Source organism: Streptomyces sp. NPDC008313, from assembly GCF_042956125.1.
Lineage (GTDB): Bacteria > Actinomycetota > Actinomycetes > Streptomycetales > Streptomycetaceae > Streptomyces.
Window position 1 is genome coordinate 1 of the sequence record NZ_JBIBFR010000015.1, and the last position, 26,486, is coordinate 26,486.

Genomic DNA, 26,486 nt, shown 5'->3' on the forward strand with positions numbered 1-26,486 from the left:
ACACCTCCACCAACGGCACGGGAGCCTTGTGCGTTGCGGTCCTCACCTCGACCTGACCGGCGTCACCCGATCAGTGGTCCCGTTGAAAACGCTCACTGCCTCGTGTTCGCGGAGGAAGTCGATGCCGCCCACTCCGGAGGCCGTCCTGTCGCGGGCGGCCAGCAACTGGTCGATGACGTCGAGAGAACGCCGGGCCGTGGCCTCGTTATGCGCAAAATCGGGCATAGCGCCAATCTGTGGCGCCGCAGACCGAAACCGCCCCACAATTTCCGACTGGACCCGGAAGGCGTGGCGTGGCGCACTTTTGCAAGCGGGTGCTTGCAAAAGTTAGCGAGGGTGAGGCAGGGTGGAGGCATGGCATCGCTCAACGTCGGCAATCTCGGTGAGTATCTGCGTGAACAGCGGCGCACGGCGCAGCTGTCCCTGCGGCAGCTCGCCGACGCCGCCGGGGTGTCCAATCCGTATCTGAGCCAGATCGAGCGCGGGCTGCGCAAGCCGAGCGCGGAGGTGCTGCAGCAGGTCGCCAAGGCGCTGCGGATCTCCGCCGAGACGCTGTACGTGCGGGCCGGCATCCTCGATGCGGAGCGGGACCGGGACGAGGTCGAGACGCGCGCCGTCCTCCTCGCCGATCCCACGCTCAACGAGCGGCAGAAGCAGGTGCTGCTCCAGATCTACGAGTCCTTCCGCAAGGAGAACGGATTCGGGGAGCACGGGCTCGGAGAGGCCGGGCCCGACGACGCTCCGGACGCGACGGACGCCCGGGACGCCGGCTCCGACGCCGTACGCGGCGGAGGCATACGCCCGGCCGGTGGCGCGTACACCGGCGACGGCGACGGCTTCGACGACGGCGGTGCTGACGGTTCCGGCGGCGACGACGGCGTCGGCGGGGAACCGTCCGAACGACCCGATCGACCCGCATGACCTGCCGTGAACCCGAATGACACGCGTGACCCGCGGTACACACACCCCCGCGGTACAAGAAGGACCGAACGACCAGTGGTCCACGAGCCGGTCGGCCGACGCTCGCGCCGGTCCGGCCCGGCGGCTGAACGCGAACCAGTCAGCCGTGCCGCGGACCGCTGAAAACCGCTGAACCCACCCTCATAGTGCAAAGCGATTCCGGGAGGACCCTCGCCATGGCCATCACCGACGACCTGCGCAAGACCCTCAGCGACCCGACCCCGCTGTACTTCGCCGCCGGCACCGCCGACCTCGCCCTTCAGCAGGCGCGGAAGGTTCCCGGCCTGGTCGAGCAGCTCCGCGCCGAGGCCCCGGCCCGTATGGAGGCCGTCCGCAACATCGATCCGAACGCCGTCCAGGAGAAGGCCGCCACCCGCGCCAAGGAGGCGCAGGTGACGCTCCAGACCAAGGTGACGGAGCTCATCGGCACCCTCGACACCGACTTCAAGAAGCTCGGCGAGTCCGCCCAGGACCTCGCTCTGCGGGGCGTCGGTGTCGCCGCCGAATACGCCGTGAAGGCCCGCGAGACCTACGAGAGGGTCGCCGAGCACGGCGAGCAGGCCGTGCGCGGCTGGCGTGGCGAGGCGGCCGAGGGCATCGAGGACCTGGCCGTCGCCGTCGAGCCGAAGGGCGAGCCGGTCGAGGTCAGGAGCGAGAAGCCCGCCGTGGTGAAGCCCGCCCCGACGCCCGTCACGAAGTCGGCCCCGGTGCCGAAGCCGGCCGCCGAGTCGAAGCCCGCCGCGCAGGCGAAGCCCGTCGCGAAGAAGGCTCCGGCCAAGAAGACCACCGCGAGGAAGACGACTCCGCCCGCCAAGTAGGCAGGGGCCGAGGACGTGGCGCGTACCGCCGGAAGGGCGGCTCGCGTGCCGAGTGAGCGGGCCGGGGCACTCTCGGAGTTCCCGGCCCGTTCTCCGGGTACGGTGGCCGTAGAGACGACTCGACCCGGGCGGTGGGCATTGTGCTGATGACGGCATTCGGCGGCTTCATGTGGCTGCTCTTCACTGCCATGCTGGTGTTCGCGGTGGTGGCACTGGTGATGGCCGCGGTCGCCCGCGAGGACGCCTACCGCGCCGCCGACAAGCAGAACAAGATGTTCTGGCTGATCATCCTGGGCATCACGGTCGCGGTGAACCTGCTGGTGCCGATGCTCTTCCTGCAGATCGCCGGCCTGATCGCCACCATCGTCTTCTTCGTGGACGTACGGCCCGCGCTCAAGCAGGTCTCCGGCGGTGGCGGCGGCTGGGGCCGTCGCGGCGGAAGCAGCAGCGACGGCCCGTACGGGCCCTACAACGGCGGCCGTTAGACACCGGCGGCCGGTTGGCGGGCCCGGCGGCGGTGGCTAGGCGGGCCTGAGGCCCGGACCCGCTGCGCGGTCGAGCAGCAGCACCGCGACGTCGTCCGTCAGCTCGCCGCCGTTGAGTTCCCGCACCTCGTTCACCGCTGCCTGGAGCAGTTCCTCGCCCTCCAGGCCCTCGGCCAGCTGGCGGCGGACCATGTCGACCATGCCGTCCTGGCCCAGCCGCTCCTTGCCCCGGCCGATGTGGCCCTCTATCAGGCCGTCCGTGTAGAGCATCAGGCTCCACGCCGCGCCCAGCTCCACCTGCATCCGCGGCCAGCGGGCGCCCGGCAGCAGGCCGAGCGCCGGGCCGCCGTTCTCGTACGGAAGCAGCTCGGCGGGGCGGCCGGGGCGGGCTATCAGCGGGGACGGGTGGCCGGCCAGGCAGAGGCCCGCGCGGCGGCCGTCGGGCGAGATGTCCACGGTGCAGAGCGTCGCGAAGATCTCGTCGTTCTCCCGCTCGTGCTCGAGGACCCGCTGGAGCGTGGAGAGCAGCTGGTCGCCGCAGAGGCCGGCGAAGGTCAGCGCGCGCCACGCGATCCGCAGCTCCACGCCCAGCGCCGCCTCGTCGGGCCCGTGCCCGCAGACGTCACCGATCATGGCGTGCACGGTGCCGTCGGGCGTACGGACCGTGTCGTAGAAGTCGCCGCCGAGCAGGGCGCGGGAACGGCCCGGGCGGTAGCGGGCGGCGAAGCGCAGGGGCGAGCCGTCGAGGAGGGGCGTCGGCAGCAGGCCGCGCTCCAGCCGGGCGTTCTCCTGGGCGCGCAGCCGGGACTCGGTCAGCCGCCGCTCGGCCGTCTCGGAACGCTTGCGCTCCACCGCGTAACGGATCGCCCGGCTCAGCAGCCGGTCGTCCAGCTCGTCACGGAAGAGGTAGTCCTGGGCGCCCACGCGCACCGCCTCGGCGCCCCGCTCGGCGTCCGTGGACGCGGTGAGCGCCAGCACGGCGTGCCGGGGCGCGAGCCGCAGCACGTGCTTGAGCGTGGCCAGCTCGTCGTCGTTCCCGGCGGCGGCGCGGCTGCCCGGGGCGGGCAGCGCGAGGTCCAGCAGGATGCAGTGGACGTCGTCGGTGAGCAGCCGCTCGGCCTCGGTGAGGTTGCGGGCGCTGCGGATCCGGATCGGCCTGCCCGCCGCGTCGAGCATCTCGGGCACCCTGAACGAACCCGCCGGGTCGTCCTCGATGACCAGCAGGGTCAGATGGGTGGCCGCGGGCGTGGCCGGGGTGGTGCCTCCCGGGGCGGCCGCGTCGCGCGCGGCGGTGCCGTGGGTTTCGGCGTCACGGGAGGTGGCGCTGTCGGCCGGGGCCGCGGCGCCCGGCGCCGATCCTGCTCCGGATGGGGCGCCGGGTGAGAACGCGGCTTGAGCCTGACCACTCTCCGCGGCCGGGATCGCTCTCTGCCGCGGTACGGGTACGGGCATCGTCTGGGTTCCTTCCCTCCCCCCGAGGGCGTGGCGGGGCGAAGGTCCTCGCACCACCGACGGGGACCATAGCGTTAGCCGAGGCCACAACGGAATGGTGTGCGGCAATCGGCCACTGGCATATGCCGCATCCCCTACCGGATTTGGGCACGGCCGGTCTCACCTCTGGATGACGAACGTCACGCCCGGCGGGTTGCCCGGCACCGCCGACGTGCCGAGCGTCACGTGCGCCCCGTCACGCGTCCTGGCCACGCCGGAGGCACACCCCGGACGGCATACCTCACTTGTCGGGACGAACGACCCCGAGGATCGGCATCGAACCGGCTCCCGCGATCGTCACCGTCCGGCCGGGCCGCGGCGCGTGCACGATGGAACCGTCGCCTATGTACATCCCGACGTGGCTGGCGTCGGAGTTGTAGATGATCAGGTCGCCGGGGCGCATGTCCCTCACGTCGATGTGGGCGAGCTGTCTCCACTGCTCCTGTGAGGTGCGCGGAATGCCCCGGCCGGCGGCCGCCCAGGCCTGCGAGGTCAGGCCCGAGCAGTCGTAGGTCGTCGGACCCTCGGCGCCCCATTCGTAGGGCTTGCCAATCTGGTGCGTCGCGTACTTCACGGCCTCCTTGCCCTGTGCGGAGGCCTTGCTGTCGATCTCGTCGAGTATGCCGGAGCTGAGCCAGGCGGCCTGGGCCCTGAAGGCGGCCTGCTGCTCCAGCTTCGCCAGCCGCTTCTTCTCCTCCTTCTCGAGCCGGGACTCCAGCTCCTCGGCGGAGGCGATCTTCTTCTTGATCTTCTTCTTGGCCTCGGCCTTGGCCTTGCGGTTGGCCTTCAGCTTCTTCCACTGATCCGCGGCGTCCCGCGCGTACTGCTCCAAGTCGTCCTGGGTGCGGGCCATTTCCCCGAGCAGGCCCTTCGTCGCGTGCTGGCCCTGGCGGACCCGGCTCGCGCCGTCGAGGTACTCCTGCGGGTCGTCGCTCAGCCACAGCCGCGCCTCGGGCGGCAGGCCGCCGCCGCGGTACTGCGCGCGGGCCGCGGCGCCCGCCCGGTCCCGCAGCTTCTCCAGCCTGGCCCGTCCCTTGACGATGTCCCGGGCCAGCTCCACGACCTCCGTGGACTGCTTCTCGGTCTTCTCCTCGGCCGCGTTGTACGCCTCCGTGGCGACCGCCGCGTCGTGGTAGAGCTTGTCCAGCTTCTCGCGGACCTTCTCCAGCTCCGGGTCGGTGGCGTCCGTCACCGCGGAGGAAGGAGGCGCCGACGCGGAGGGGGTCGGCCCGGGTGTCGGCTCGGCCGGGTTCGCGTACGCCGTGCAGGGCGCGCCCAGTACGGTCACCGCGCAGACCAGGGCCACCGCCGCCATGGTCAGGCTCCGCTTGCCCGTCGCCATTCCCCGCCCCTCACAGCTGATTAACCGTCAGTAACATAAGGACACCTGGGGGATCGTGCCATGCCGCTGCGCGATGCGACAGAGGCGGGCGAGAACTCCCTTCCCGCCCCGGCCGCGGCATTCGATCTCCCGAGCGTGTGACGAACGACTCATCGGGATCGTTCCCGACCGTGACCGGCGGTGCGCCTCGCGTCATGGCGGTGTGCTGCGCATTGCGGCGCTGCACCTCGCCTCATGGCGGTGCGCCTCGCGCCATGGCGGTGCGGGCGAGCGGAGCGGGCGCGCCGCCGCGCGTCACCGGCGTGGCGCCAACGCCTCCCAGCTCACGGTCACTTCACCCTGCCGCCGACGCGACACCCCGTCCGTGAGCGGCCAGTCGGATCCCAGGTCGCGGACCGCACGTATCCAGCGCTGCCGGGCGCCGTACGAGGCGTACGGGGCGGCGGCCGCCCAGGCGCGGTCGAAGTCGCGCAGGAACGCGTGCACCGGCTCGCCCGGCACATTGCGGTGGATGAGCGCCTTCGGCAGCCGCTCGGCGAGGTCCGAGGGCCGGCCGAGCGACCCCAGCCGGGTCGCGAAGGTGACCGTCCGGGGCCCCTCGGGTCCGAGGGCGACCCAGACGTGCCGGCGGCCTATCTCGTCGCAGGTCCCCTCCACCAGCAGTCCGCCCCCGCTGTGCGGGCCGGCCGGCGCGAGGCGTGCGCACAGCCGCTCCCAGACCGCGGCGACCTGCTCCTCGTCGTACTGCCGCAGGACGTTCGCCGCCCTGATCAGGGTCGGCCGGCCCGGCACCGGGACCTCGAAGCCGCCGTGCCGGAAGACGAGACCCTCCCGCTCGTAGGGCCGCGCCGCCGCGACGCGCGCCGGTTCGATCTCGACGCCCACCACGCGGGTGCGGGGTGCGGCGGCGCGCAGCCGCAGCAGCAGCTCCACCGCGGTCCAGGGTGCGGCGCCGTACCCGAGGTCGACCGCCACCGGGTCGGGCGACCTGCGCAGCTCGGCGCCGTGCACGGCCGCGATCCAGCGGTCCATGCGGCGCAGCCGGTTCGGATTGGTCGTCCCGCGCGTCACCGATCCCACGATGGGGGTGCCCCCGCTCGAGCGAAGCCGAGAGTGGGGGAGGGGCGCGGCACGGGTGGTCATGCGTACGAGAGTAGGCGCGGCGCGACCGTGCGGGCACGGGCCTGTGGGCGACCCGGTCCCTGTGGACAACTCCGTCACCCGGACCGGGGCCGGGCCGGCGCCGGACCGCGGACCGCACGCACACGTCACTCGAACGGTTGAGCGATCTCGGGCAATGATTCGGCAAAGAGGAAGAATCAGGAAATGGAGCAGGCCGCTTCGGCGTTCCCCCTGTTCGGAGGGTCCGTGTGCGCGGTGACGCGCGGAGACGTGCGCACCCCCCGACGCCATGCCAGAGCGGCACGACCACGCGAACGCGCCAACGCCCTGCCCCGCAGCAAGGAGGAGGAACGCCAGGTGAGCCAGTACGTCAGCAGGCTCGGGCGTCGCTCCCCGGCGGCGGCCTCGCGGCTCCGGCTGCCCCACCGCAGACCACGGCGGGTCGCCATGCTCTCCGTCCACACCTCACCGCTGCACCAGCCGGGCACAGGCGACGCCGGCGGCATGAACGTGTACATCGTGGAGCTGGCGCAGCGCCTCGCGGCGATCAACATCGAGGTCGAGATCTTCACTCGCGCGACGACGGCGGCGCTGGAGCCCGCCGTCGAACTCGCCCCCGGTGTCCTCGTCCGCCACGTCGACGCCGGACCCTACGAAGGACTCGCCAAGGAGGAGCTGCCGGCGCAACTGTGCGCCTTCACGCACGGCGTGATGCAGGCCTGGGCCGGCCACCGGCCCGGCTACTACGACCTCGTGCACTCGCACTACTGGCTCTCCGGCCACGTCGGCTGGCTCGCCGCCGAACGCTGGGGCGCCCCCCTCGTGCACGCCATGCACACCATGGCCAAGGTCAAGAACGCCGCCCTGGCCGAAGGCGACACCCCCGAGCCCGCCGCCCGCGTCATCGGGGAGACGCAGATCGTGCGGGCCGCCGACCGCCTGATCGCCAACACCGACGAAGAGGCCGACGAACTCGTACGCCACTACGAGGCGGCCCGGCACAAGGTCGCCGTCGTCCACCCGGGCGTGAACCTCGAACGCTTCCGCCCGGCCGACGGCCGCGCCGCCGCCCGCGCGCGCCTCGGTCTCCCGCAGGACGCGTTCATCCCCCTCTTCGCGGGCCGCATACAGCCCCTCAAGGCCCCCGACGTACTGCTCCGCGCGGTCGCCGTCCTGCTCGACGAGTGTCCCGGACTGCGCCGCAACATCGTCGTCCCCGTGGTGGGCGGCCCCAGCGGCAGCGGTCTGGCCAAGCCCGAAGGACTGCAGAAGCTCGCCGCGCGGCTCGGTATCGCCGACGTCGTACGGTTCAGGCCGCCCGTCGGCCAGGACCAGCTCGCGGACTGGTTCCGGGCCGCGTCGGTGCTGGTCATGCCCTCCTACAGCGAGTCCTTCGGGCTGGTCGCCATAGAGGCGCAGGCTGCCGGTACGCCGGTCCTCGCGGCGTCGGTCGGCGGTCTCCCCGTCGCCGTACGCGACGAGGAGACCGGATTCCTGGTCCGGGGCCACGAACCCGCCGCCTACGCGCGCGTGCTGCGCGCGTTCGCCGACGCACCGGAGCTCACCGGCCGGATGGGCGCGGCGGCCGCACGGCACGCCCAGTCCTTCGGCTGGGCCACGGCGGCCTCGGCCACGGCGGACGTGTACTCGGCGGCGGTGCAGGAACACCGGCGTCGGCTCCGCGCCCACCACGGCTGAACCGGCGCCGCGCCACTCGGCCGGCCGCCGTGCCCGGCCCGACGCCGCCGCCGGCCTTCATGCCCGTCCGCCATGGCCGGCCCGACGCCCACGCGCCCGCCCGCCACGGCTGCCCCCGGCGTCCCCGGCGCGCGCCCGCCTGGGGGCGAGCCCGCGGCCGCTTCGCGCGGGCGCTGACGTACGCTCGCCCCATGGCTGACGCAGCGTCGATCATCGAGCAGGTCCTCACCGAGGCCGAGCTGGAGTGGGAGAGTCCGCAGGCGGGCTCGTACGTGCTGAAGCTCCCGGGCACGCGCAAACTCGCGACGACGGTCTCGCTGATCGTCGGCAAGCACTCCCTGTCGCTGAACGCGTTCGTGATCCGCCACCCCGACGAGAACCACGCGGACGTGCACCGCTGGCTGCTGGAGCGCAACCTCAAGCTGTACGGCGTGAGTTACGCGGTCGACCCCCTCGGAGACGTGTACCTGGTGGGCAAGCTGCCGCTGAGTGCCATCACCCCGGACGAGATCGACCGCATCCTCGGGTCCGTCCTGGAGGCCGCCGACGGCGCGTTCAACACCCTCCTCGAACTCGGCTTCGCCTCCGCGATCCGCAAGGAGTACGCCTGGCGCGTGTCCCGGGGCGAGTCCACCCGCAACCTGGACGCCTTCGCCCACCTGACCCGGCCCCCCGCGGCGGGCTGACCGTACGGCGGGCGGATCAGCGCACGGCGGAGGCGCCGCGTCCGGCACCGGCTTCCGCACGCCTTCCCGCGCCGGCTTCCGCACGCCTTCCGGCGTCGGCTCCCGCGCCGCGTCCGGCACCGGCAGCTCCCGCTCCCGCCGCGTAGCGCCCGGGAGGCACCCCTACCAGCCGCTTGAAGTGCCGCGTCAGGTGCGACTGGTCGTAGAACCCGGTCACGGCGGCCACCTCCCCGGGCCTCCCGCCCTCCAGAAGCAGCCGGCGCGCCCGGTCGACCCGGCGCGACATCAAGTACTGGTGCGGCGCGATCCCGAAGGCCGCGCCGAACGCCCGTACGAGATGGGCGGGGTGCGCGTGCACGAGCCGCGCGGCTTCGTCCAGGGCGACGCCCTCCACGATCCGTTCGTCGAGGAGTTCGCGCATCCGGCGGGCGAGGGTGCGGTCGGGCCGTACCGCGCCCGTCGTGCCCGTCCGGCCGGGGGCGGCGGCGGTGGTGGCCGCGAGCCTGGGCCGCAGGTGGCCGCGCAGCCGCTCGCCGATCAGCGTCAGCCTGCTCTCCGCCTCCAGCTCGTCGCCGGGGTGCGCGAGAGCGGCGTGCAGCTGCCCGACCCGGTGCCGCAGCACGGGATCGGCCAGGTCGGGGCTGTCCACCGCCGGTCCGATCAGGGACTCGTCGAGGCGGCTGACGTCGAGATACAGGACGCGCTTGCGGAAGCCGTCCTCCGTCGCCGGGGCGCCGTTGTGCGGGACGTGGGGCGGCAGCAGCGTGACCGTGTCGAGCGGGGTGCCGTGTTCGTGCCGGTCGAGGTCGTAGCGCACGGCGCCGTCGTCGACGATCAGCAGGGTCCACGCGTCGTGCACGTGCATCGGGTACGCGTACCCGGTGTAGTGCGCGTGGAAGACCTCCACGACACCCGGGACTCGCGGGCGCCACGCGGAGATCTCGCGCCGGGCCACCATGCAAACAACGTACAAGACGGTCCCGTACGCCGATCGGCAGTCTCACTGCATGAACAGCGAGAACGACGAGACCACCGAGAACGACACGACCACCGAGAACGACACGACCGCGGGCAGCGCCCCGAACACCCGTAGCGCCCCGAACGCCCATAGCGCCCCGAACACCACGAGCGCCCCGGCCGCCGGGGACGACTTCGCGCCCGTCCGCTTCGACACCAAGATCGCCGTCCTGCTCCGCGACGACCTGGAGACCTGGCAGCGGCTCAACGTGACCGCGTTCCTCGTCAGCGGCCTCGGACCGTCGGTCCCGGAGGTGGTCGGCGAGCCGTACGAGGACGCCGACGGCACCGCCTACCTGCCGATGTTCCGCCAGCCCGTCCTGGTCTTCGAGGGAACGAAGGAGACCTTGACGGCCGCCCACACCCCGGGCGCTGTCCCGCTCCCTGCCCCGTGCCGTGTTCACCTCCGACCTGTTCTCCACCGGCAACGACCGTGACAACCGGGCGGCCGTACGAGCCGTGCCGACCGCGGACCTGGACCTGGTCGGTCTCGCGGTGTACGGCCCGCGCAACGCGGTGGACAAGGTGCTCAAGGGCGCGCGGATGCACCCTTGAGCCCGCGGGGCCGATGAGCCCGCGCGGCCGGCCTTGACGTCCGGCACGCGCGCGTGCCGGACGAGGCGACGCCGCGGGGATTCGCCGACAGGCCCTAGACCGCCCCCTCGGGCGCCGCCCCGGCACGCTGCGCGGGGACGCCGTCGCCCGCCGACGCCGCGTCGTGGACCGGTGCGGTGTCGTGGGCCGGGACCCGGCGTATCAGCGCCCCGTACCCCAGGGCCGCCACCGTGCCCACGGCCGCGCACATGCCCCACAGCCACTCGGCGCCGAAGCGGTCGATCACGGCGCCGGACATCAGCGGGGCGACGAGCGCGGCGAGTGACCAGGAGAGGGTGTACATGCCCTGGTAGCGGCCTCGGCCGTGCGTCGGGGAGAGCTGCACGACGAGCCCGGTCTGCGTGGGCGCGTTGACGATCTCGGCCAGCGTCCAGACGCACACCGTCAGGGCGAAGACGCCGACCGAACCGGCGAACGCGGTGAGCCCGAAGCCGAACCCGGCGAGGAGCGCCGAGAGCACCAGCAGCCGGCGCGGGTCCCGGTGCTGGATGAAGCGGGTGACCGGGATCTGCAGGACGACGATCAGGAAGCCGTTGACGGCGATCGCCATGCCGTAGTCGGCCGGGGTGAACCCCGCGGTACCCATCGCGACGGGCAGACCCACGGACCCCTGCTGGAAGACGACGGCGATCAGGAACGACAGGCCGACCACGCTCATGTACCGGCCGTCGCGCAGCACGGTCCTCAGGCTCACCTCGGCCTCGGCCCGGCTCTCCTTCTCCGTACGCACCGGCCGGGACTCGGGCAGCTTCGCGAAGACGACGACGGCGCAGACCAGGGTCATCCCGGCCTCGATCAGGAATCCGGCGAGGTAGCTGAACCCGGCGATGAAACCGGCGGCGACGGAGGAGACCGCGAAACCGAGGTTGATGGCCCAGTAGTTGAGGGAGAAGGCGCGGACGCGGTCCTCGGGCCGGACGATGTCGGCCATCATCGCCTGGACGGCGGGCCGGGAGGCGTTGGAGGCCATGCCGACGAGGAAGGCCACGGCGGCGATGGCGACGGGGTCGCTCATGAAACCGAGCAGGGCGACGGAGAGCGCGGTCGCGACCTGGGCGACGAGCAGCGTGGGCCGCCGCCCGAGCCGGTCGGTCATCACACCGGCGCCGAGCGAGGAGACGACGCCGCCGAGGCCGTGCAGCGAGGCGACGAGACCGGCGTACGAGGCGGAGTAGCCGCGCTCGATCGTCAGATAGAGGGCCATGAACGTGGCGACGAACGCGCCCAGCCGGTTGATCAGCGTGCTGGTCCACAGCCACCAGAAGGCGCGGGGCAGCCCCGAGACGGTCTCTCGGGTGGCACGCCTCATGGTGGCGAGTGACATCGGAATCCCCCGTACGTAAGCGGCTCATACGGCCAGCACGACTTACGCAGAAGTTACGGTGCAGGGGCTCCGATGAGCCACTCGATTAACAGATGCCGTCAACTGTCCGGCTCCCGGGCAGTTGCGCGAGGGGGCGACCCGTTCGTCTACGCTCGGAGGCATGGCCGACGCACCGTACAAGCTGATCCTCCTCCGCCACGGCGAGAGCGAATGGAACGCGAAGAACCTGTTCACCGGCTGGGTGGACGTCAACCTCAACGAGAAGGGCGAGAAGGAGGCAGTCCGCGGCGGTGAGCTGCTCAAGGACGCCGGCCTGCTGCCCGATGTGGTCCACACGTCCCTCCAGAAGCGCGCGATCCGCACCGCGCAGCTCGCCCTCGAGGCCGCGGACCGTCACTGGATCCCCGTCCACCGCAGCTGGCGGCTGAACGAGCGGCACTACGGCGCCCTCCAGGGCAAGGACAAGGCGCAGACCCTGGCCGAGTTCGGCGAGGAGCAGTTCATGCTCTGGCGCCGCTCGTACGACACGCCTCCGCCGCCGCTGGACCGCGACGCCGAGTACTCCCAGTTCTCCGACGCCCGCTACGCCACGCTCCCGCCGGAGCTGCGCCCGCAGACGGAGTGCCTGAAGGACGTCGTCGTCCGCATGCTCCCGTACTGGTTCGACGGCATCGTCCCCGACCTGCTCACCGGCCGTACGGTCCTGGTCGCGGCCCACGGCAACAGCCTCCGCGCCCTGGTGAAGCACCTCGACGGCATCTCCGACGCCGAGATCGCCGGCCTCAACATCCCCACCGGCATCCCCCTCTCCTACGAACTCGACGCCGCCTTCAAGCCCCTCAACCCGGGCGGCACCTACCTCGACCCGGACGCGGCGGCGGCCGCGATCGAAGCGGTGAAGAATCAGGGCAAGAAGAAGTAGGCGCCCGCGAACAAGCCCCCTGCCTGCGGTTTTCCCGTGAGCAGGGGGCTTGTTGCTGCCCCTTGGCCTGTTTTGACCCGTCAGGCGCTGAACAGCCCTGGCCGTTTCGTGTCGACGTCCCGGCGCGCTCAGGGTGAAGGCCAGTCCGTTGCGACGCTGCCGCAACGACCAGCATGTGGCCGGCTCCCTGCCGGCAAGCGGCGTGCTCACGTGGCTTTCGGGTCGATGTGACGGACGGTGTGGCGGAATGGGCTGGGCGGGACGTGCCGACGAGGCAGGAGTGCTCGGACCTGATCTCCACCCAGTCCGTCTCGAGGATGGAGGTCAAGAAAGGCACGATCGTCTGCGTCAGGACTCACGGCGGGCGCATCGCAGTGCTGACCGTCACCTCGACGAGCAACAACTTCAACACGGGCGTCATGGCGCAGGCGACCGTGTGGTCGGAGATCTCTGACTGACGACGACTCCGCGTGACTCCCTGGAAAGGGCCCCGTCGTGGATGCGGGGCCCCTTCGGTGTGTCCGGTGGTGGTGTCAGCCGCACTGGCACGGGTTGCCGGACTGGCAGCCGCAGGTGCAGCCGGAGCCGCAGCCGCAGGCGCCGAGCAGGGGGAGGGACGTGATCTCGGCGGGCTGCTCGGTGTCGCGGTCCTGGGTCGGGTCGGGCGTGCGGGGGGATTCGGCCATGGGTCCTCCTCGTCGAGGCCATGCCGCGGGCCCGAAGAGGCCTGCGGGCACGGCCTGCCTGCGTGCCTGCGTCCATTGGACGCCCGGCTCCCTGGGCGCATCAACGGCGCACTGGGGCTTTTCGCACGCCCCGGAGGGCACCGGAGAACCCCCAAGGGCCCCGGAGCCCGGCCTGGATCGGCCCGGAACGCCCACCAGCGGCCTGGAGCCCCGCCCAGAGCGGCCCCCGCGGCCCGGAGCCCGGCCCCGAACGGTCCCGCAGCGTGGCCGGAGGTGTCGCAGCGGCGTCCGGGCCGGAGGGTCCGGGGGCCCGCCGCCCCCTGGGCGGGCCGTGCCTCAGGTGGATTCAGGGCCCGTCGCCGGCTGGACGTCCGTCTGGAGTTCGTCGGCGTGTTCGCCCGTGACCAGGTAGACGACGCGCTTGGCGACCGAGACGGCGTGGTCGGCGAAGCGTTCGTAGTAGCGGCCGAGCAGGGTCACGTCGACGGCGGTCTCGATGCCGTGCTTCCACTTGTCGTCCAGCAGGTGCTGGAAGAGGGTCCGGTGCAGCAGGTCCATCTCGTCGTCGTCCTGCTCCAGCTGGAGCGCGAGGTCGACGTCCTTGGTGATGATGACCTCCGCCGCCTTGGCCATCAGACGCTGGGCGAGCTGGCCCATCTCCAGGATGGTGGCGTGCAGGTCGTGGGGGATGGCCCGCTCGGGGAAGCGCAGCCGGGCCAGCTTGGCGACGTGCTGCGCCAGGTCGCCCGAGCGCTCCAGGTCGGCGGACATCCGCAGGGACGTGACGACGATCCGCAGGTCCGTGGCGACGGGCTGCTGCCGGGCCAGCAGGGCTATCGCCCGGGCCTCCAGCTGGTGCTGCAGGTCGTCGACCTTCTCGTCGGCGGCGATCACGCTCTCGGCGAGCTTCAGGTCGGAGTCGAGGATGGCCGTCGTGGCGCGTCCGATCGCCGACCCGACCAGCCGGGCCATCTCGACCAGGCCGTCGCCGATCGAGTCCAGTTCCTCGTGGTACGCGTCCCGCATCTGGGTGTCCCTCTCTTACGTCGGGCTTCGGGGGTTCCGAGGGGCTCGTGAACCCCACGCTCCCACGTTCCGGCCCGTACGCGTCCGTTTCCGTCACCCCGAATGAACCGCCCCTGGCCCCAAGGTGAACTCTGGGCGACGAGTGTTCGAGGTCGCACACGGATGGCTGTGGCCTGGCCCGATGACGTGCCTAACCTGGACACATGGACGTGAACGCGGCGGTCGCCGCAGCGGCAGCGATCGCCGGAGTGCTCACCGGTGTGATCGCGATGCTCGCGTTCCGCTGGAGCGAGCGCGAGCAGAAGCGCCCCACCAGGACCTCCCTGCACACCGACCCCGTACTGCCGCCGGGCGTCGACACGGTGCTGTCGGTCCTGCGGTCGTCCGCCGTCGTGCTCGACGAGGCCGACGCCGTCGTCAAGGCCAGCTCGGCCGCGTACGCGCTCGGCCTGGTCCGGGGCGGCAAGCTGGCCGTGGAACCGATGCTCCAGATGGCCCGCGACACCCGCCGCGACGGGGAGATACGCCAGGTCGAGCTGGACCTCCCGCGCAGGGGGACCGGCCGGGGCGACGCCCTCGCCGTCTCCGCACGCGTGGCCCCGCTCGGCTCCCGCCTCGTCCTCCTCCTCGTCGAGGACCTCACCGAGGCCCGCAGGATCGAGGCCGTACGACGCGACTTCGTCGCCAACGTCAGCCACGAGCTCAAGACCCCCGTCGGCGCGCTCTCCCTGCTCTCCGAGGCCGTCATGGACGCCTCCGACGACCCCGAGGCCGTCACCCGCTTCGCCGGACGCATGCAGATCGAGGCGACCCGCCTCACCAACCTCGTCCAGGAACTCATCGACCTCTCCCGGGTGCAGAACGACGACCCGCTGGAGGACTCCGAGCCCGTACGTGTCGACGAACTCGTCGCCGAGGCGATCGACCGCTGCCGCCACCAGGCCGGCGCGAAGCAGATCACCATGGCCTCCGGGGGCACCGCCGACCTGAGCATCTGGGGCAGCCGGGGCCAGCTCGCCGCGGCCCTCGGCAACCTCGTCGAGAACGCCGTCAACTACAGTCCGGCCCGTACCCGGGTCGGGATCGCCGCGCGGCGTGTGACCGCGCCCGGCGGAGACCTCATCGAGATCGCCGTGACCGACCAGGGCATCGGCATCTCCGACAAGGACAAGGAGCGCGTCTTCGAGCGCTTCTACCGCGTCGACCCGGCCCGCTCCCGTGCCACCGGCGGTACCGGCCTGGGTCTCGCGATCGTCAAACACGTGGCCGCCTCGCACGGCGGGGAGGTCACGGTGTGGAGCTCCGAGGGTCAGGGCTCCACGTTCACCCTGCGGCTGCCGGAGGCGGGCGCGGCCCGCGACCGTGTGACCGGCCACATGCACGGACTCGACGAAGACGACGAGGACGAGCAGCTTGACGGGACGGCCACCGTCTCTTCCCCGTACGAACCGCTTCCTGCCCCGGAGGTCCTTCCGTGACCCGTGTGCTCGTCGTCGAGGACGAGGAGTCCTTCTCCGACGCCCTGTCGTACATGCTCCGCAAGGAGGGTTTCGAAGTCGCCATCGCGGCGACCGGGCCCGACGGACTCGACGAGTTCGAGCGCAACGGCGCCGACCTCGTCCTCCTCGACCTGATGCTGCCGGGCCTGCCCGGTACGGAGGTCTGCCGCCAGCTGCGCGGCCGCTCCAACGTCCCGGTGATCATGGTGACCGCCAAGGACAGCGAGATCGACAAGGTCGTCGGCCTGGAGATAGGCGCCGACGACTACGTCACCAAGCCGTTCTCCTCGCGCGAGCTGGTCGCGCGGATCCGTGCCGTGCTGCGGCGCCGGGGGGAGCCGGAGGAGGTCGCTCCGGCCGCTCTGGAGGCGGGCCCGGTGCGGATGGACGTCGACCGTCACGTGGTCACCGTCGCCGGTTCCAAGGTCGACCTCCCGCTCAAGGAGTTCGACCTCCTGGAGATGCTCCTGCGCAACGCCGGGCGTGTCCTCACCCGGATGCAGCTCATCGACCGGGTGTGGGGCGCCGACTACGTGGGCGACACCAAGACCCTCGACGTCCACGTGAAGCGGCTGCGCGCCAAGATCGAGCCGGACCCGGGGGCGCCGCGCTATCTGGTGACGGTGCGCGGTCTCGGGTACAAGTTCGAGCCGTAGACCGGCCCGGCCCGGCCCCGTCCGCGGGGACGTGGACGTACGGAAAGGGCGGGACTCCTCTGCCGAGGGGTCCCGCCCTTTCCGTGTGTGCTGCCCGGCGCCGCGGGCCTCGCGCGGCCCGCCGTGCGCCGGAGGTCAGTTGCCGGCGGCAGCGCCCGACGCGCTGGCCGAGGCGGCGTCCGTGGGCGTGCCCGACGAGTCGGCCGCCGCGCCGGAGGCCGACTCCGACGCCGTGCCCGCGGGGGACCCGGACGCCGACGACGACGGCTTGGCGGACGCGCTCGCGCTCGCACCCGGAGCGGTGGGGACCTCGCTCGGGCCCCACTTGGTGAAGTAGCTCTCGGCCGGGACGACGAGCGCCTTCAGGGAGACGTCACCGGTCTTGCTCAGGCTGAACGTGACCTTCTGGACGTTGCCGGCCTTCACGTTCTGGCCCGCGCTCGCCAGGGAGGCGGCGGCGTTGTCCTTGCCGCCCAGGACGATGTAGCCGTGGGCCGGGACGGTCACCTTGCCCGAGCCCTTGGCGGGCTTGAGCTCGGCGGGACCGCCGGCGCCGTCGACGGTGACCGAGTCCAGCGTCTGCGCGGTGTCGCCGTTGTTGTAGATGGTCGCGGAGACCACGGCCGGGCCCTCGGCGGTGCCGTCGGGCTCGGTGATGACCAGGGCGTTCTGCACCTTGACGTCCCCGACGGAGGTCGCCGCGTTGTCCGGCTTGATCTGGAGTGTCTGGGCGTTGCTGCCGGCGCCGCACGCGGCGAGCGAGGCGATCGAGAACGCGATGGCGGCGGCGGCGAGAGCGCCGCGTCGAAGGCTGCTGCTCACGGCGGCGGCAACTCCTTGAACGTGGGCGGTACGGGGTGTCGGCCCCACGGATGGGGTGTCGGCCCCCTTGACGAGGCGGGCGGCGCGGAACCGCCCTAAGGATCAGTCAGCGGGCCTAGGTTACCGAGCCGTTCCCCCGCCGCCGCACCCGACCCTCCCCTCCGGGCGGACTTCCCCCGACTGCGCCGGGCGGCCCTGGCGCCGGACCGCCCCGTCCACGCCCCCGGCGGGCTCCGTCCACGCCTCCTGTGCGCCCCGCCCGCCGCCTGGCCGCGGCCGGACGTCTCGGCTACTTTGGCCGCGCCGCGTCCGCCATTCACATATGAGGGGCTTGCGTAAGAGGGGCTCGCGCGGACTATGCGCGTGAGGGCATGCGGGGCTATGCGCGTCGGGGCACACGGTCTTCGCTCACGATTTTCACGTAAGGAATGCGGGGCACCGCGGGGAGCCGTACGGGAAATTGATCACCGGGCGCGTTGATCAATTCCGGATTCGCCCCGTACCCGGCTCCCGTCACCGAACGGAGTAGCGTAAGTCGATCACCTGGGTGCGGACAAAAGGGGACGTTTCGCCGTTGGCAAGCGGGCTGGGATGTGTGTAACGTACGCGTTTCTCGTCGCCCGGACAGCCGCTCCGACCTGCGAATACCCCCTTCCGCTCGCCGTGCGCAGCACGTCCCTGTTGCTGTTGTCAAGCCCCGAGATATGCCCTGACCTGCGAAAACGCCATTCAGAAGACGCCGTTTCCGTGTTACCCTGGATAGCCACGGAAGGGGTACCTGTCACATGACGTTCAAGGTTGGCGACACCGTGGTCTATCCCCATCACGGGGCCGCGCTGATCGAGGCTATCGAAACTCGTCAGATCAAAGGCGTGGACAAGACCTACTTGGTGCTGAAGGTCGCCCAGGGTGACCTGACAGTGCGTGTGCCAGCGGACAATGCGGAGTTCGTCGGCGTGCGTGATGTGGTCGGTCAGGACGGGCTGGACCGGGTCTTCGAGGTGCTGCGCGCGCCGTATGCCGAGGAGCCCACGAACTGGTCGCGTCGTTACAAGGCAAATCTGGAGAAGCTCGCCTCCGGCGATGTCATCAAGGTCGCGGAAGTCGTGCGTGACCTGTGGCGTCGCGAGCGTGAGCGTGGCCTCTCCGCAGGTGAGAAGCGCATGCTCGCCAAGGCCCGGCAGATCCTGGTGAGCGAGCTCGCCCTGGCGGAGAACACCAACGAGGACAAGGCCGAGGCCCTGCTCGACGAGGTCCTCGCGTCCTGACGCAGGCGCCGCCCGCTCAGCTCGCTGAGCAGGAACCCGCCCGCTGCTCAGCGCATTGAAATGCCGCGGTGCCCGATGACGCACGGAAGTGCTGTCGCCGGGCGCTGCGGCATGTCCGTTTCCCCTCGGACGTGCCCGCGGATCTGCCCATGGCACCCATGAGCGGTGCCGTAGGTGAGGCGGTGGATCCGCGAGCGGTCGCCGCACGGGGTGCGGTGTGTTCGACGCCCATGAGGCGCCCATGAGGCGGTGTGTCCGACGCCCGTAAGCCGACAAGTCGGCGGTCGTGGCGCCCTCGCGTCCCGCTCCGGTCACAGCGGGCCCCGATACTAGGTGTGCCGGGCCCGGGCAGCCGACTCGACCAGATGTCACGGAAGGGTCCGGTCAAGTCGTCGCGCCCGGCACTCCCCGTGGCCTACCCACGTCGGCCGAGCCAACAAACCTGACAGGAACCGATGTCTGACGATTCGCGCCCCCCGCAGGCGGGAGCCACCATCGCGGTCGTGATTCCGGCCGCCGGACGGGGTGTACGCCTCGGTCCGGGCGCCCCCAAAGCGCTTCGCACGCTGAACGGCACGCCCATGCTCATCCACGCGGTGCGTGCGATGGCCGCGTCCCGCGCCGTCTCCCTGGTCGTCGTCGTGGCCCCGCCGGACGGCGCCGCCGAGGTCAAGACGCTGCTCGACGCGCACGCGCTGCCCGGCGGATCCCCCGCGGGCGGCACGGACTTCCTCGTCGTCCCCGGCGGTGACACCCGCCAGGAGTCCGTCCGGCTCGGCCTCGACGCCCTGCCGCCCGGCATCGACCTCGTCCTCGTGCACGATGCGGCCCGCCCGCTCGTCCCCGTCGACACCGTCGACGCCGTCATCGGGGCCGTCCGCGCCGGCGCCCCCGCCGTCGTACCGGCGATGCCCCTCGCGGACACCGTCAAGCAGGTCGGTCCCGCCGGGGAGCCCGGCGCGCCCGAGCCGGTCGTCGCCACTCCCGAGCGGGCCCTCCTGCGCGCCGTGCAGACGCCGCAGGGCTTCGACCGCGCCACCCTCGTACGGGCCCACGAGACCGTGACCGACGACGTGACCGACGACGCCGGCATGGTCGAGCGGCTCGGCGTCCCGGTGGTGGTGGTCCCCGGGCACGAGGAGGCGTTCAAGGTGACCCGGCCGCTGGACCTCGTCCTCGCCGAGGCGGTCCTCGCACGCAGGAGGGCGAACGATGGCTTCTGAGACCCCCGGCACCCCGCAGCCCCGCGCCACCCCGGAGCACGCGGCCCCGCCACCCAAGGCCACCCCGGAGTCCGACACGCCCCCGCCCCCGCCGGGCATGCCGCCGCTGCCACGGGTCGGTATCGGCACCGACATCCACGCCTTCGAGGAGGGGCGCGAGCTGTGGTGCGCCGGGCTGCGCTGGGAGGGCGCGGGCCCCGGGCTGGCCGGCCACTCCGACGCCGACGTGGTCGCGCACGCCGCCTGCAACGCGCTCTTCTCCGCGGCGGGACTCGGCGACCTCGGTGCCCACTTCGGCACCGGGCGGCCCGAGTGGTCCGGCGCGTCCGGCGTCGCGCTGCTGACCGAGGCGGCGCGCATCGTGCGGGAGGCCGGGTTCCACATCGGGAACGTCGCCGTGCAGGTCGTCGGCGCGCGCCCCAAGATCGGCAAGCGGCGGGACGAGGCGCAGAAGGTGCTGTCCGAGGCGGCCGGGGCGGAGGTGTCCGTGTCCGGGGCGACGACGGACGGGCTGGGCTTCCCGGGACGCGGCGAGGGGTTGATGGCGGTGGCCACGGCGCTGGTGGTGCGGGTGGGGTGACACGGGGTGAACCGGACGGGCGTGAACCGGACGGGCTATTCACGCGCACGCGCCCTCGCCCACTACCCTTGTGGGGTGACCATTCGCCTGTACGACACCAGCGCCCGGCAGATCCGTGACTTCACTCCGCTCGTGCCGGGTTGTGTCTCGATCTACCTGTGTGGCGCCACCGTGCAGGCCGCACCCCACATCGGGCACATCCGGTCGGGCCTCAACTTCGACATCATGCGCCGCTGGTTCGAGTACCGCGGCTACGACGTCACGTTCGTGCGGAACGTGACGGACATCGACGACAAGATCATCACCAAGTCGGCCGAGCAGGACCGCCCCTGGTGGGCCATCGGTTACGCCAACGAGCGTGCCTTCAACGACGGTTACGACGTGCTCGGCTGCCTGCCGCCCACGTACGAGCCGCGTGCCACCGGCCATGTCACCGAGATGGTCGAGATGATGCGCGGCCTCATCGAGCGCGGCCACGCCTACGAGGCCGACGGCAACGTGTACTTCGACGTGCGCTCGTTCCCGGGCTACCTCCAGCTGTCCAACCAGGAGCTGGACAATCTGCTGCAGCCGTCCGGCGAGGGCGAGACCGGCAAGCGGGACCCGCGGGACTTCGCCATGTGGAAGGCCGCCAAGCCCGGTGAGCCGACGTGGGAGACGCCGTGGGGGAGGGGCCGGCCGGGCTGGCACCTCGAGTGCAGCGCGATGGCCCACAAGTACCTGGGCACCGCCTTCGACGTCCACGGCGGCGGCCTCGACCTGATCTTCCCGCACCACGAGAACGAGATCGCCCAGGCCAAGGCCTTCGGCGACGAGTTCGCCCGGTACTGGGTGCACAACGCCTGGGTCACCATGAGCGGCGAGAAGATGTCGAAGTCGCTCGGCAACTCGGTTCTCGTCAGCGAGATGGTCAAGAACTGGCGCCCGATCGTGCTCCGCTACTACCTGGGCACCCCGCACTACCGTTCGATGATCGAGTACAGCGAGGAGGCCCTGCGCGAGGCCGAGTCGGCGTTCGCGCGGATCGAGGGCTTCCTCCAGCGCGTCGTCGAGAAGGCCGGGGGAGCCGTCGAGCCCGCCGACCGGGTGCCGCCCGCCTTCGCCGAGGCGATGGACGACGACCTGGGCGTGCCCCAGGCGCTCGCCATCGTGCACACGACGGTCCGCCAGGGGAACTCCGCGCTCGCGGCCGACGACAAGGAAGCCGCCGTGGCCCGGTTCGCCGAGGTCCGTGCCATGCTCGGCGTCCTCGGGCTCGACCCGCTCGACCCGCGCTGGGCCGGCGAGGGCGACCGCGGCGAGGACCTTCACGGGGTCGTCGACACCCTCGTCCGCATGGTCCTGGACCAGCGGGAGGCGGCGCGCGGGCGCAAGGACTGGGCCACCGCGGACGCCATCCGCGACCAGCTCAACCAGTCCGGGCTCGTCATCGAGGACGGTCCGCAGGGGCCGCGCTGGTCCCTCGGGCCGCGCTGACGTTCCTTGATCGATTGTGCCGCCCGGGTCTCCGGGCGGCACACTGCACATACATACGTTTTCATGCTTCCGCCGCGGGCGCGGGTTCTCGCCCCGCCCCGGCTTCGTAGAGACAGGTAGGTCATGGCCGCTAACAACCGCCGCATGTCCGGCAAGAAGGGCGCGCAGGTCGGCAGTGGCGGCCAGCGGCGCCGGGGCCTGGAGGGCAAGGGCCCCACCCCGCCCGCCGAGATGCGCAAGGGTCACAAGAAGAACCGCGTCGCGAACGCCAAGGCCAAGCAGGCCGTGCGCCGCCCCGTGCCCCGGGGCCGCGGCGGCAAGGGCACCTCAGAGATGGTCGTCGGGCGCAACCCCGTCGTCGAGGCGCTGCGCGAGGGCGTCCCGGCCGTGACGCTGTACGTGCAGCAGTTCATCGACAACGACGAGCGGGTGCGCGAGGCGCTCCAGCTCGCCGGGGAGCGCGGCGGCATCCACCTCATGGAGGCGCCCCGCCCCGAGCTCGACCGGATGACCAACGGGCTCAACCACCAGGGCCTGGTCCTCCAGGTGCCGCCGTACGAGTACGCGCATCCCGAGGACCTCGTGGCCGCCGCGTACGACGAGGGCAAGGACCCGCTGATCGTCGCCCTCGACGGCGTGACCGACCCGCGCAACCTGGGTGCCGTGGTCAGGTCCGTCTCCGCCTTCGGCGGGCACGGTGTCGTCGTGCCCGAGCGGCGCGCCGCCGGTATGACCGCCGGTGCCTGGAAGACGTCCGCCGGCACCGCCGCCCGTACGCCCGTCGCCCGCGCCACCAACCTGACGCGCGCGCTGGAGGCGTACAAGAAGGCCGGGATCGCCGTCGTCGGACTCGCCGCGGACGGCGAGCGGGAGATCGGTGACCTGGAGGCGCTGGGCGGCCCGGTCGTCATCGTCGTCGGCAGCGAGGGCAAGGGCCTGTCCCGGCTCGTCGGCGAGACCTGCGACTACCGGGTCCGGATCCCGATGCCCGGCGGCGCCGAGTCGCTGAACGCCGGTGTCGCCGCCGGAGTCGTGCTGTACGAGGCGTCCCGGCGCCGCGCCTGAGCGTCCGGGGAGCCGTCCGCACCCGCCCCGGCGGCGGGTGCGGACCCCTGTGGATACCGGGGTGGGGCGTGCCCCGGAGGAGCGAAAGCCGCGTCCGGGAGGCAACCGTGACGAACCGGACGGCACCCGGACGACCTTGACGCGGTCCGGACAGATCGGCGCGGTCAAAGCAGTGTCCTAACGACTTGTCACTCGGTTAGATGAGTGTGGACACCAGAACACCCCGCACACCCACGGGGGACCGCTCGTCTGGATTCGACGACGTTCCCGCGCTGAGCATGGTGAAGGTGCCGAGCGATCCGGCGCAGGTCATCGTCAATCATGCGAGCTTCCGCGTGCAGCTCAACGCCTCCGCGCGGGCCAAGTCCCCGCGTGCCGCAGGGCACTTGAGCGCCGCCCAGAACGCCGCCCGCATCCCGTCCGCCGCCGCCCCCGGAGCGCGCCGCCGCGCGCCCGTCGTCTGGAGCGGCAGGTCCGCGCCCGACGACACGGGCGCCTCGCGGCTGCTCCAGGCCGTCCGGCACACGAGCGTGCGGCACGGCGAGGACCCGGCCGCCGACGCGGGCGCGACCCAGGTCATCCCGCGCGTCGGCGCGGACGGGCACGACCGCTACGACGGTGACCACGGCGCCGGTTACGCCGCGGGCTACGGCGACTCCCACGACGACGCGGGCGCGACCGTCCCGACCCCCACGGTCGGCGTCCCGCACCTCCCCGAGGGCGCGGGCACCCGGCTGCTGCCGCGGATGCGCACGGTGGGCAGCGCCTACGACGAACCCGCCTACGGAGGCGGCGGGTTCACCGGCGGCCAGGACACCTACGGGCGCGACGGGCACGACGGCTACCGCCGCGACGGCTACGGGCGCGACGGCTACGACGAGGGCGCCCACGACGCGTACGACGACGGATTCGAGGGCGACGGGTTCGAGGACGAAGGGTTCGAGGACGACGGGCAGGACGGGAGCGGGACGCGGGGCAGGCGGCAGGGCGCGGACGCCGTCCGTCACGCGTACTACCCCGGCCGCCGGATGAACCTCGGCGTCGTCCTCCTCCCGCTCCGCGTCTTCCTCGGCTTCATCTCCATCTACGCCGGCATGGGCAAGCTCTGCGACCCCGTCTTCTTCGACGGCGGCGAGCGCGGCTCGATGGTCAAGTGGCTGAACTCGCTGCACCCTTGGGCGATCGCCGAGCCGCTGCGCGAGTTCGGGCTGCAGCACCCGGTCGGCTCCGGGCTCGCCATCGCGTTCTTCCAGGTCGCCGTCGGCGTGCTCACGGTCCTCGGACTGTGGCAGCGGGTCGCCGCCGTCGTCGGCGCGACGCTGTCGGCCGCGCTGATCGTCACGGTCAGCTGGAAGACGGTGCCCGCCTACGACGCGCCGGACATCATCTACCTCGCCGCCTGGTCCCCGCTGATCATCGCGGGTGCCCCCGTCTACTCCGTCGACGGGCGTCTCGCGGGCGAGGCCTGGCGGACGCTCGGCCCGCGCGCCGCGATCTGGGACCTGCGGCGGCGCGTGCTGCGCCGCGGTGCACTGGTCTCCACGGTCGTCGTCGGGCTCACCCTGCTCGTCGGCTCCCTCCTCGGCGGCGCCGTCCGCGACGCCGACCGGGTCGTCGTCCCCGGCCCCGGTGAGGCCCCGCGCAACGAACTGCCCGGCTCCCCGCTCCCCGACGAGCCCGGCAAGCGCCGCCACAGCGCCGACCCGTCCTCGTCCGGTTCCCCCACCCGGGGCAGCTCCTCGTCCCCGTCCGGGGCGGCCACCACGCCCGGTGCGACCCGGCAGACCGGCGGGGCGGCCACGACCGGCCGGCCCAGCCAGACGGCGGGCAGCGGCCAGGCACCGCCCCGGCAGTCCTCCCCGGCGCAGGCGCCGAGCACCAGTTCGGGACCGGCCTCGGGCGGTGGCTCGGGCGGATCCGGCTCGGGAGGCACCTCGGGCGGCGGCGGCAGCTCGGGCGGGTCCGGCGGCTCCGGACTCGTGGGCGGGCTGCTGGGCTAGCCCACCGGGCAGACGGAAGGGCCCGTACACCGAAGGCGTGTCACGCACCGGTGTACGGGCCCCTCTTGTGTCCGGGTGGGCGGGGCGGCGCGGTGGCCGCGACAGTGCCGGGGCCGCGCCGGGGCCGTTCCTGAGGCGGCCGTACACGAGCGGTCGCCGAGGGCGGCCGGTTCACGGGCCGCTGTTCACGACCACCGCTCACGGCCGCCCGGTTCACGGGCCACTGTTCACGGCCGACCGGCCGGTTCACGGGTCGCCGTTCACGACCGGCCGACGGCTCAACGGCTCAGTGCCGCCAGCTCCTTGGCCGCCTCCGTCAGGTCCTTCGCCGTGTCGATGGCACGCCAGTACGCGCCTTGCGGGATCGGGAAGCCGGCCAGCCGGTTCTCCCGGGCCAGCCGGGGGAACGTGGTGCGCTCGTGGTCGCCGCGCTCCGGGAGCAGCCCGGTGAACTCGGGGGAGAAGACGTACACGCCCGCGTTGACCTCGAAGGTGGTCGGCGGGGACTCGATGAAGTCGGTGATGTGCCCGAAGCCGTCCGTCTGGACGGCGCCCCACGGGATGCGCGGGCGGGCCAGCGCGAGGGTCGCGACCGCGTCGCGCTCGCTGTGGAAGTCCGCCATGTCGCGCAGCGAGAAGCGGGTCCAGATGTCGCCGTTCGTCGCGTACCAGGGGCGGTCGGGGTGCGGCAGGTGCGCCGCCGCGTGGCGGAGGCCGCCACCGCGCCCGAGGGGCTCCGTCTCGACGACGGTCGTGACGGAGACGGGCAGGTCGGCCGAGTCCAGCCACTTCTGCAGGACCTCGGCGAGATGGCCGCAGCTGACGACCACGTCGGTCACGCCCTCTTCGGCCAGCCAGGACAGCTGATGGCCGATGATCGGAGTCCCGGTGCCGGGGATCTCGACCATCGGCTTGGGCCGGTCGTCGGTGTAGGGGCGCAGCCGGGAACCCTGGCCACCCGCGAGGACGACGGCTTGAACGGGGCGCGAGGCGGCGTTCGGATCGGTCATGCCCGAACTGTACGTGGCGCCCCGAAAGGGCAGGCTCCGGGCCCCGGGGGCCTGCCGCGGCGGGGCCCGGAGCCTGTCGGCTCAGCTGTACTGGGCCGCGACCCCCGAGGCGAAGGCGGTGTCGCAGACGGGGCGTGCGTACGACTGGGCGCGGGCGGGTCCGTACGTCCGGACCGCGGCGCGGCCGAGCGCGCGGGCGATGGACACGCAGTGCTTGGCCAGCGACGGGCGGTCGTTCACCGCCTGCTGGAGGTGGGTGAGGGCGACCCCCGGGTCCTTCTCCTGCAGTTCGAGCAGGAGCCGGTCGCGCAGGACGTCCTGCGGGGCGCGGGACCTGGCGTGCGTGGAGGCGCCCGTCGACAGGGCCTCGGAGGCGGTGAGCACCGAGTTCGAGGAGTTCCCCGACCAGTCGACTCGGGTGACCGCGAGAGTCCCGGAGAGCACCAGGACGACAGGCAGAACGAGGGCGAGGGTGCGGCCGATCCGGCGGGCGGGGCCACGGCCGTGCCGGGTCCGTTGGTTAGTGGTGGAGTGCTTCACGCGAGTGAGGGTAGCGCGGGGTGATGTTTTGGCGACATTTAGTCACCGATTCGAGTGACGGAATTTCCTGGCTTTACGGGCGTGAGGTTGACGCACACGGGTCGAAATGTCCGGCCTGCTGGGGTATTTGTCGACAACGGGAAAGGCCCCGCAGC

At 72.2% G+C, this 26,486-nt stretch carries 26 protein-coding genes and 1 pseudogene; 16 read left to right on the forward strand and 11 right to left on the reverse strand.

The window, feature by feature from the left end; all coding sequences use genetic code 11:
- Positions 1 to 42 precede the first annotated feature (42 nt).
- Positions 43 to 225 (reverse strand): hypothetical protein, encoded by a 183-nt coding sequence (locus ACFY93_RS20945; RefSeq protein ID WP_391361112.1) that lies wholly within the window; start codon positions 223 to 225, stop codon positions 43 to 45.
- Positions 226 to 354: 129 nt separating this feature from the next.
- Here ACFY93_RS20945 and ACFY93_RS20950 point away from each other — a divergent pair, with 129 nt between their 5' ends.
- The 3 genes from ACFY93_RS20950 (at position 355) to ACFY93_RS20960 (ending at position 2,263) form a co-directional block, all read left to right on the forward strand.
- Positions 355 to 921 carry a helix-turn-helix domain-containing protein gene (locus tag ACFY93_RS20950; protein WP_391361114.1) on the forward strand — a complete coding sequence of 189 codons (567 nt, stop codon included), beginning with the start codon at positions 355 to 357 and terminating at the stop codon, positions 919 to 921.
- A 215-nt stretch (positions 922 to 1,136) separates the two neighbouring features.
- Positions 1,137 to 1,778: a hypothetical protein gene (locus ACFY93_RS20955; RefSeq protein ID WP_391361116.1), complete on the forward strand. Its 642-nt coding sequence runs from the start codon at positions 1,137 to 1,139 to the stop codon at positions 1,776 to 1,778.
- Positions 1,779 to 1,924: 146 nt separating this feature from the next.
- The gene (locus ACFY93_RS20960) at positions 1,925 to 2,263 is read left to right on the forward strand and encodes a DUF2516 family protein (RefSeq protein WP_391361119.1); all 339 of its coding nucleotides are present in this window, start codon (positions 1,925 to 1,927) and stop codon (positions 2,261 to 2,263) included.
- 36 nt (positions 2,264 to 2,299) lie between these two features.
- On the opposite strand, the gene ACFY93_RS20965 is transcribed toward ACFY93_RS20960, so the two are convergent.
- From ACFY93_RS20965 to ACFY93_RS20975, 3 genes are all read right to left on the reverse strand, one after another.
- On the reverse strand, positions 2,300 to 3,715 hold the full coding sequence (locus tag ACFY93_RS20965; RefSeq protein WP_391361121.1) for a SpoIIE family protein phosphatase: 1,416 nt from the start codon (positions 3,713 to 3,715) through the stop codon (positions 2,300 to 2,302).
- 280 nt (positions 3,716 to 3,995) lie between these two features.
- Positions 3,996 to 5,096, reverse strand: a complete 1,101-nt coding sequence (locus tag ACFY93_RS20970) for an NlpC/P60 family protein (RefSeq protein WP_391361123.1) — start codon at positions 5,094 to 5,096, stop codon at positions 3,996 to 3,998.
- Positions 5,097 to 5,390: 294 nt separating this feature from the next.
- Positions 5,391 to 6,176: a class I SAM-dependent methyltransferase gene (locus tag ACFY93_RS20975; RefSeq protein WP_391361556.1), complete on the reverse strand. Its 786-nt coding sequence runs from the start codon at positions 6,174 to 6,176 to the stop codon at positions 5,391 to 5,393.
- Between the two features lie 399 nt (positions 6,177 to 6,575).
- Here ACFY93_RS20975 and mshA point away from each other — a divergent pair, with 399 nt between their 5' ends.
- Together mshA and ACFY93_RS20985 are read left to right on the forward strand one after the other, a co-directional pair.
- Positions 6,576 to 7,916: a D-inositol-3-phosphate glycosyltransferase gene (gene mshA / locus ACFY93_RS20980; protein WP_391361559.1), complete on the forward strand. Its 1,341-nt coding sequence runs from the start codon at positions 6,576 to 6,578 to the stop codon at positions 7,914 to 7,916.
- A 191-nt stretch (positions 7,917 to 8,107) separates the two neighbouring features.
- A complete protein-coding gene (locus ACFY93_RS20985) occupies positions 8,108 to 8,602 on the forward strand; it encodes a YbjN domain-containing protein (protein ID WP_391361125.1) in 495 nt (164 codons plus the stop codon).
- A gap of 16 nt (positions 8,603 to 8,618) precedes the next feature.
- Here the strand turns inward: ACFY93_RS20985 and ACFY93_RS20990 are convergent, their stop codons facing one another.
- The gene (locus ACFY93_RS20990; RefSeq protein ID WP_391361127.1) at positions 8,619 to 9,560 is read right to left on the reverse strand and encodes an AraC family ligand binding domain-containing protein; all 942 of its coding nucleotides are present in this window, start codon (positions 9,558 to 9,560) and stop codon (positions 8,619 to 8,621) included.
- A gap of 220 nt (positions 9,561 to 9,780) precedes the next feature.
- Here ACFY93_RS20990 and ACFY93_RS20995 point away from each other — a divergent pair.
- Positions 9,781 to 10,174 (forward strand): annotated as a pseudogene (locus ACFY93_RS20995) (DUF2000 family protein).
- Positions 10,175 to 10,268: 94 nt separating this feature from the next.
- Here the strand turns inward: ACFY93_RS20995 and ACFY93_RS21000 are convergent.
- On the reverse strand, positions 10,269 to 11,558 hold the full coding sequence (locus tag ACFY93_RS21000; protein ID WP_391361129.1) for an MFS transporter: 1,290 nt from the start codon (positions 11,556 to 11,558) through the stop codon (positions 10,269 to 10,271).
- 160 nt (positions 11,559 to 11,718) lie between these two features.
- On the opposite strand from ACFY93_RS21000, the gene ACFY93_RS21005 reads away from it, so the two are divergent.
- Together ACFY93_RS21005 and ACFY93_RS21010 are read left to right on the forward strand one after the other, a co-directional pair.
- The gene (locus tag ACFY93_RS21005; RefSeq protein ID WP_391361132.1) at positions 11,719 to 12,480 is read left to right on the forward strand and encodes a phosphoglyceromutase; all 762 of its coding nucleotides are present in this window, start codon (positions 11,719 to 11,721) and stop codon (positions 12,478 to 12,480) included.
- A gap of 263 nt (positions 12,481 to 12,743) precedes the next feature.
- Positions 12,744 to 12,938, forward strand: coding sequence for a hypothetical protein (locus ACFY93_RS21010; protein ID WP_391361135.1), 195 nt, complete (start codon positions 12,744 to 12,746; stop codon positions 12,936 to 12,938).
- 75 nt (positions 12,939 to 13,013) lie between these two features.
- Here ACFY93_RS21010 and ACFY93_RS21015 read toward each other — a convergent pair whose 3' ends face one another.
- Together ACFY93_RS21015 and phoU are read right to left on the reverse strand one after the other, a co-directional pair.
- Complete coding sequence (locus tag ACFY93_RS21015) at positions 13,014 to 13,166, reverse strand: hypothetical protein (protein ID WP_391361137.1); 153 nt, start codon at positions 13,164 to 13,166, stop codon at positions 13,014 to 13,016.
- Between the two features lie 336 nt (positions 13,167 to 13,502).
- Complete coding sequence (gene phoU / locus ACFY93_RS21020; RefSeq protein ID WP_391361140.1) at positions 13,503 to 14,192, reverse strand: phosphate signaling complex protein PhoU; 690 nt, start codon at positions 14,190 to 14,192, stop codon at positions 13,503 to 13,505.
- A 203-nt stretch (positions 14,193 to 14,395) separates the two neighbouring features.
- On the opposite strand from phoU, the gene ACFY93_RS21025 reads away from it, so the two are divergent.
- Both ACFY93_RS21025 and ACFY93_RS21030 read left to right on the forward strand, forming a co-directional pair.
- Positions 14,396 to 15,670, forward strand: a complete 1,275-nt coding sequence (locus ACFY93_RS21025; RefSeq protein ID WP_391361143.1) for an ATP-binding protein — start codon at positions 14,396 to 14,398, stop codon at positions 15,668 to 15,670.
- Positions 15,667 to 16,347, forward strand: a complete 681-nt coding sequence (locus tag ACFY93_RS21030) for a response regulator transcription factor (RefSeq protein WP_362114769.1) — start codon at positions 15,667 to 15,669, stop codon at positions 16,345 to 16,347. Before ACFY93_RS21025 ends, ACFY93_RS21030 begins: the two co-directional genes overlap by 4 nt.
- A gap of 135 nt (positions 16,348 to 16,482) precedes the next feature.
- Here ACFY93_RS21030 and ACFY93_RS21035 read toward each other — a convergent pair whose 3' ends face one another.
- Positions 16,483 to 17,169 carry a DUF461 domain-containing protein gene (locus ACFY93_RS21035; protein ID WP_391361146.1) on the reverse strand — a complete coding sequence of 229 codons (687 nt, stop codon included), beginning with the start codon at positions 17,167 to 17,169 and terminating at the stop codon, positions 16,483 to 16,485.
- Between the two features lie 785 nt (positions 17,170 to 17,954).
- On the opposite strand from ACFY93_RS21035, the gene ACFY93_RS21040 reads away from it, so the two are divergent.
- The 6 genes from ACFY93_RS21040 to ACFY93_RS21065 all read left to right on the forward strand — a co-directional run bounded on the left by ACFY93_RS21040 (position 17,955) and on the right by ACFY93_RS21065 (position 24,781).
- The gene (locus ACFY93_RS21040; RefSeq protein ID WP_003953493.1) at positions 17,955 to 18,437 is read left to right on the forward strand and encodes a CarD family transcriptional regulator; all 483 of its coding nucleotides are present in this window, start codon (positions 17,955 to 17,957) and stop codon (positions 18,435 to 18,437) included.
- 455 nt (positions 18,438 to 18,892) lie between these two features.
- Positions 18,893 to 19,660, forward strand: coding sequence for a 2-C-methyl-D-erythritol 4-phosphate cytidylyltransferase (gene ispD, locus ACFY93_RS21045; protein WP_391361149.1), 768 nt, complete (start codon positions 18,893 to 18,895; stop codon positions 19,658 to 19,660).
- Between the two features lie 97 nt (positions 19,661 to 19,757).
- Entirely contained in the window at positions 19,758 to 20,240 is a 483-nt protein-coding gene (gene ispF, locus ACFY93_RS21050; RefSeq protein ID WP_391361561.1) for a 2-C-methyl-D-erythritol 2,4-cyclodiphosphate synthase, read from the forward strand.
- 75 nt (positions 20,241 to 20,315) lie between these two features.
- The gene (cysS, locus tag ACFY93_RS21055; protein ID WP_391361152.1) at positions 20,316 to 21,716 is read left to right on the forward strand and encodes a cysteine--tRNA ligase; all 1,401 of its coding nucleotides are present in this window, start codon (positions 20,316 to 20,318) and stop codon (positions 21,714 to 21,716) included.
- A gap of 123 nt (positions 21,717 to 21,839) precedes the next feature.
- The gene (gene rlmB, locus ACFY93_RS21060; RefSeq protein ID WP_391361153.1) at positions 21,840 to 22,781 is read left to right on the forward strand and encodes a 23S rRNA (guanosine(2251)-2'-O)-methyltransferase RlmB; all 942 of its coding nucleotides are present in this window, start codon (positions 21,840 to 21,842) and stop codon (positions 22,779 to 22,781) included.
- A 200-nt stretch (positions 22,782 to 22,981) separates the two neighbouring features.
- Positions 22,982 to 24,781: a DoxX family membrane protein gene (locus ACFY93_RS21065; protein ID WP_391361156.1), complete on the forward strand. Its 1,800-nt coding sequence runs from the start codon at positions 22,982 to 22,984 to the stop codon at positions 24,779 to 24,781.
- A gap of 278 nt (positions 24,782 to 25,059) precedes the next feature.
- Here ACFY93_RS21065 and ACFY93_RS21070 read toward each other — a convergent pair whose 3' ends face one another.
- Positions 25,060 to 25,791, reverse strand: a complete 732-nt coding sequence (locus ACFY93_RS21070; RefSeq protein WP_391361158.1) for a sugar phosphate nucleotidyltransferase — start codon at positions 25,789 to 25,791, stop codon at positions 25,060 to 25,062.
- Between the two features lie 81 nt (positions 25,792 to 25,872).
- Positions 25,873 to 26,331 (reverse strand): hypothetical protein, encoded by a 459-nt coding sequence (locus ACFY93_RS21075; protein WP_391361160.1) that lies wholly within the window; start codon positions 26,329 to 26,331, stop codon positions 25,873 to 25,875.
- Between the last annotated feature and the right edge of the window lie 155 nt (positions 26,332 to 26,486).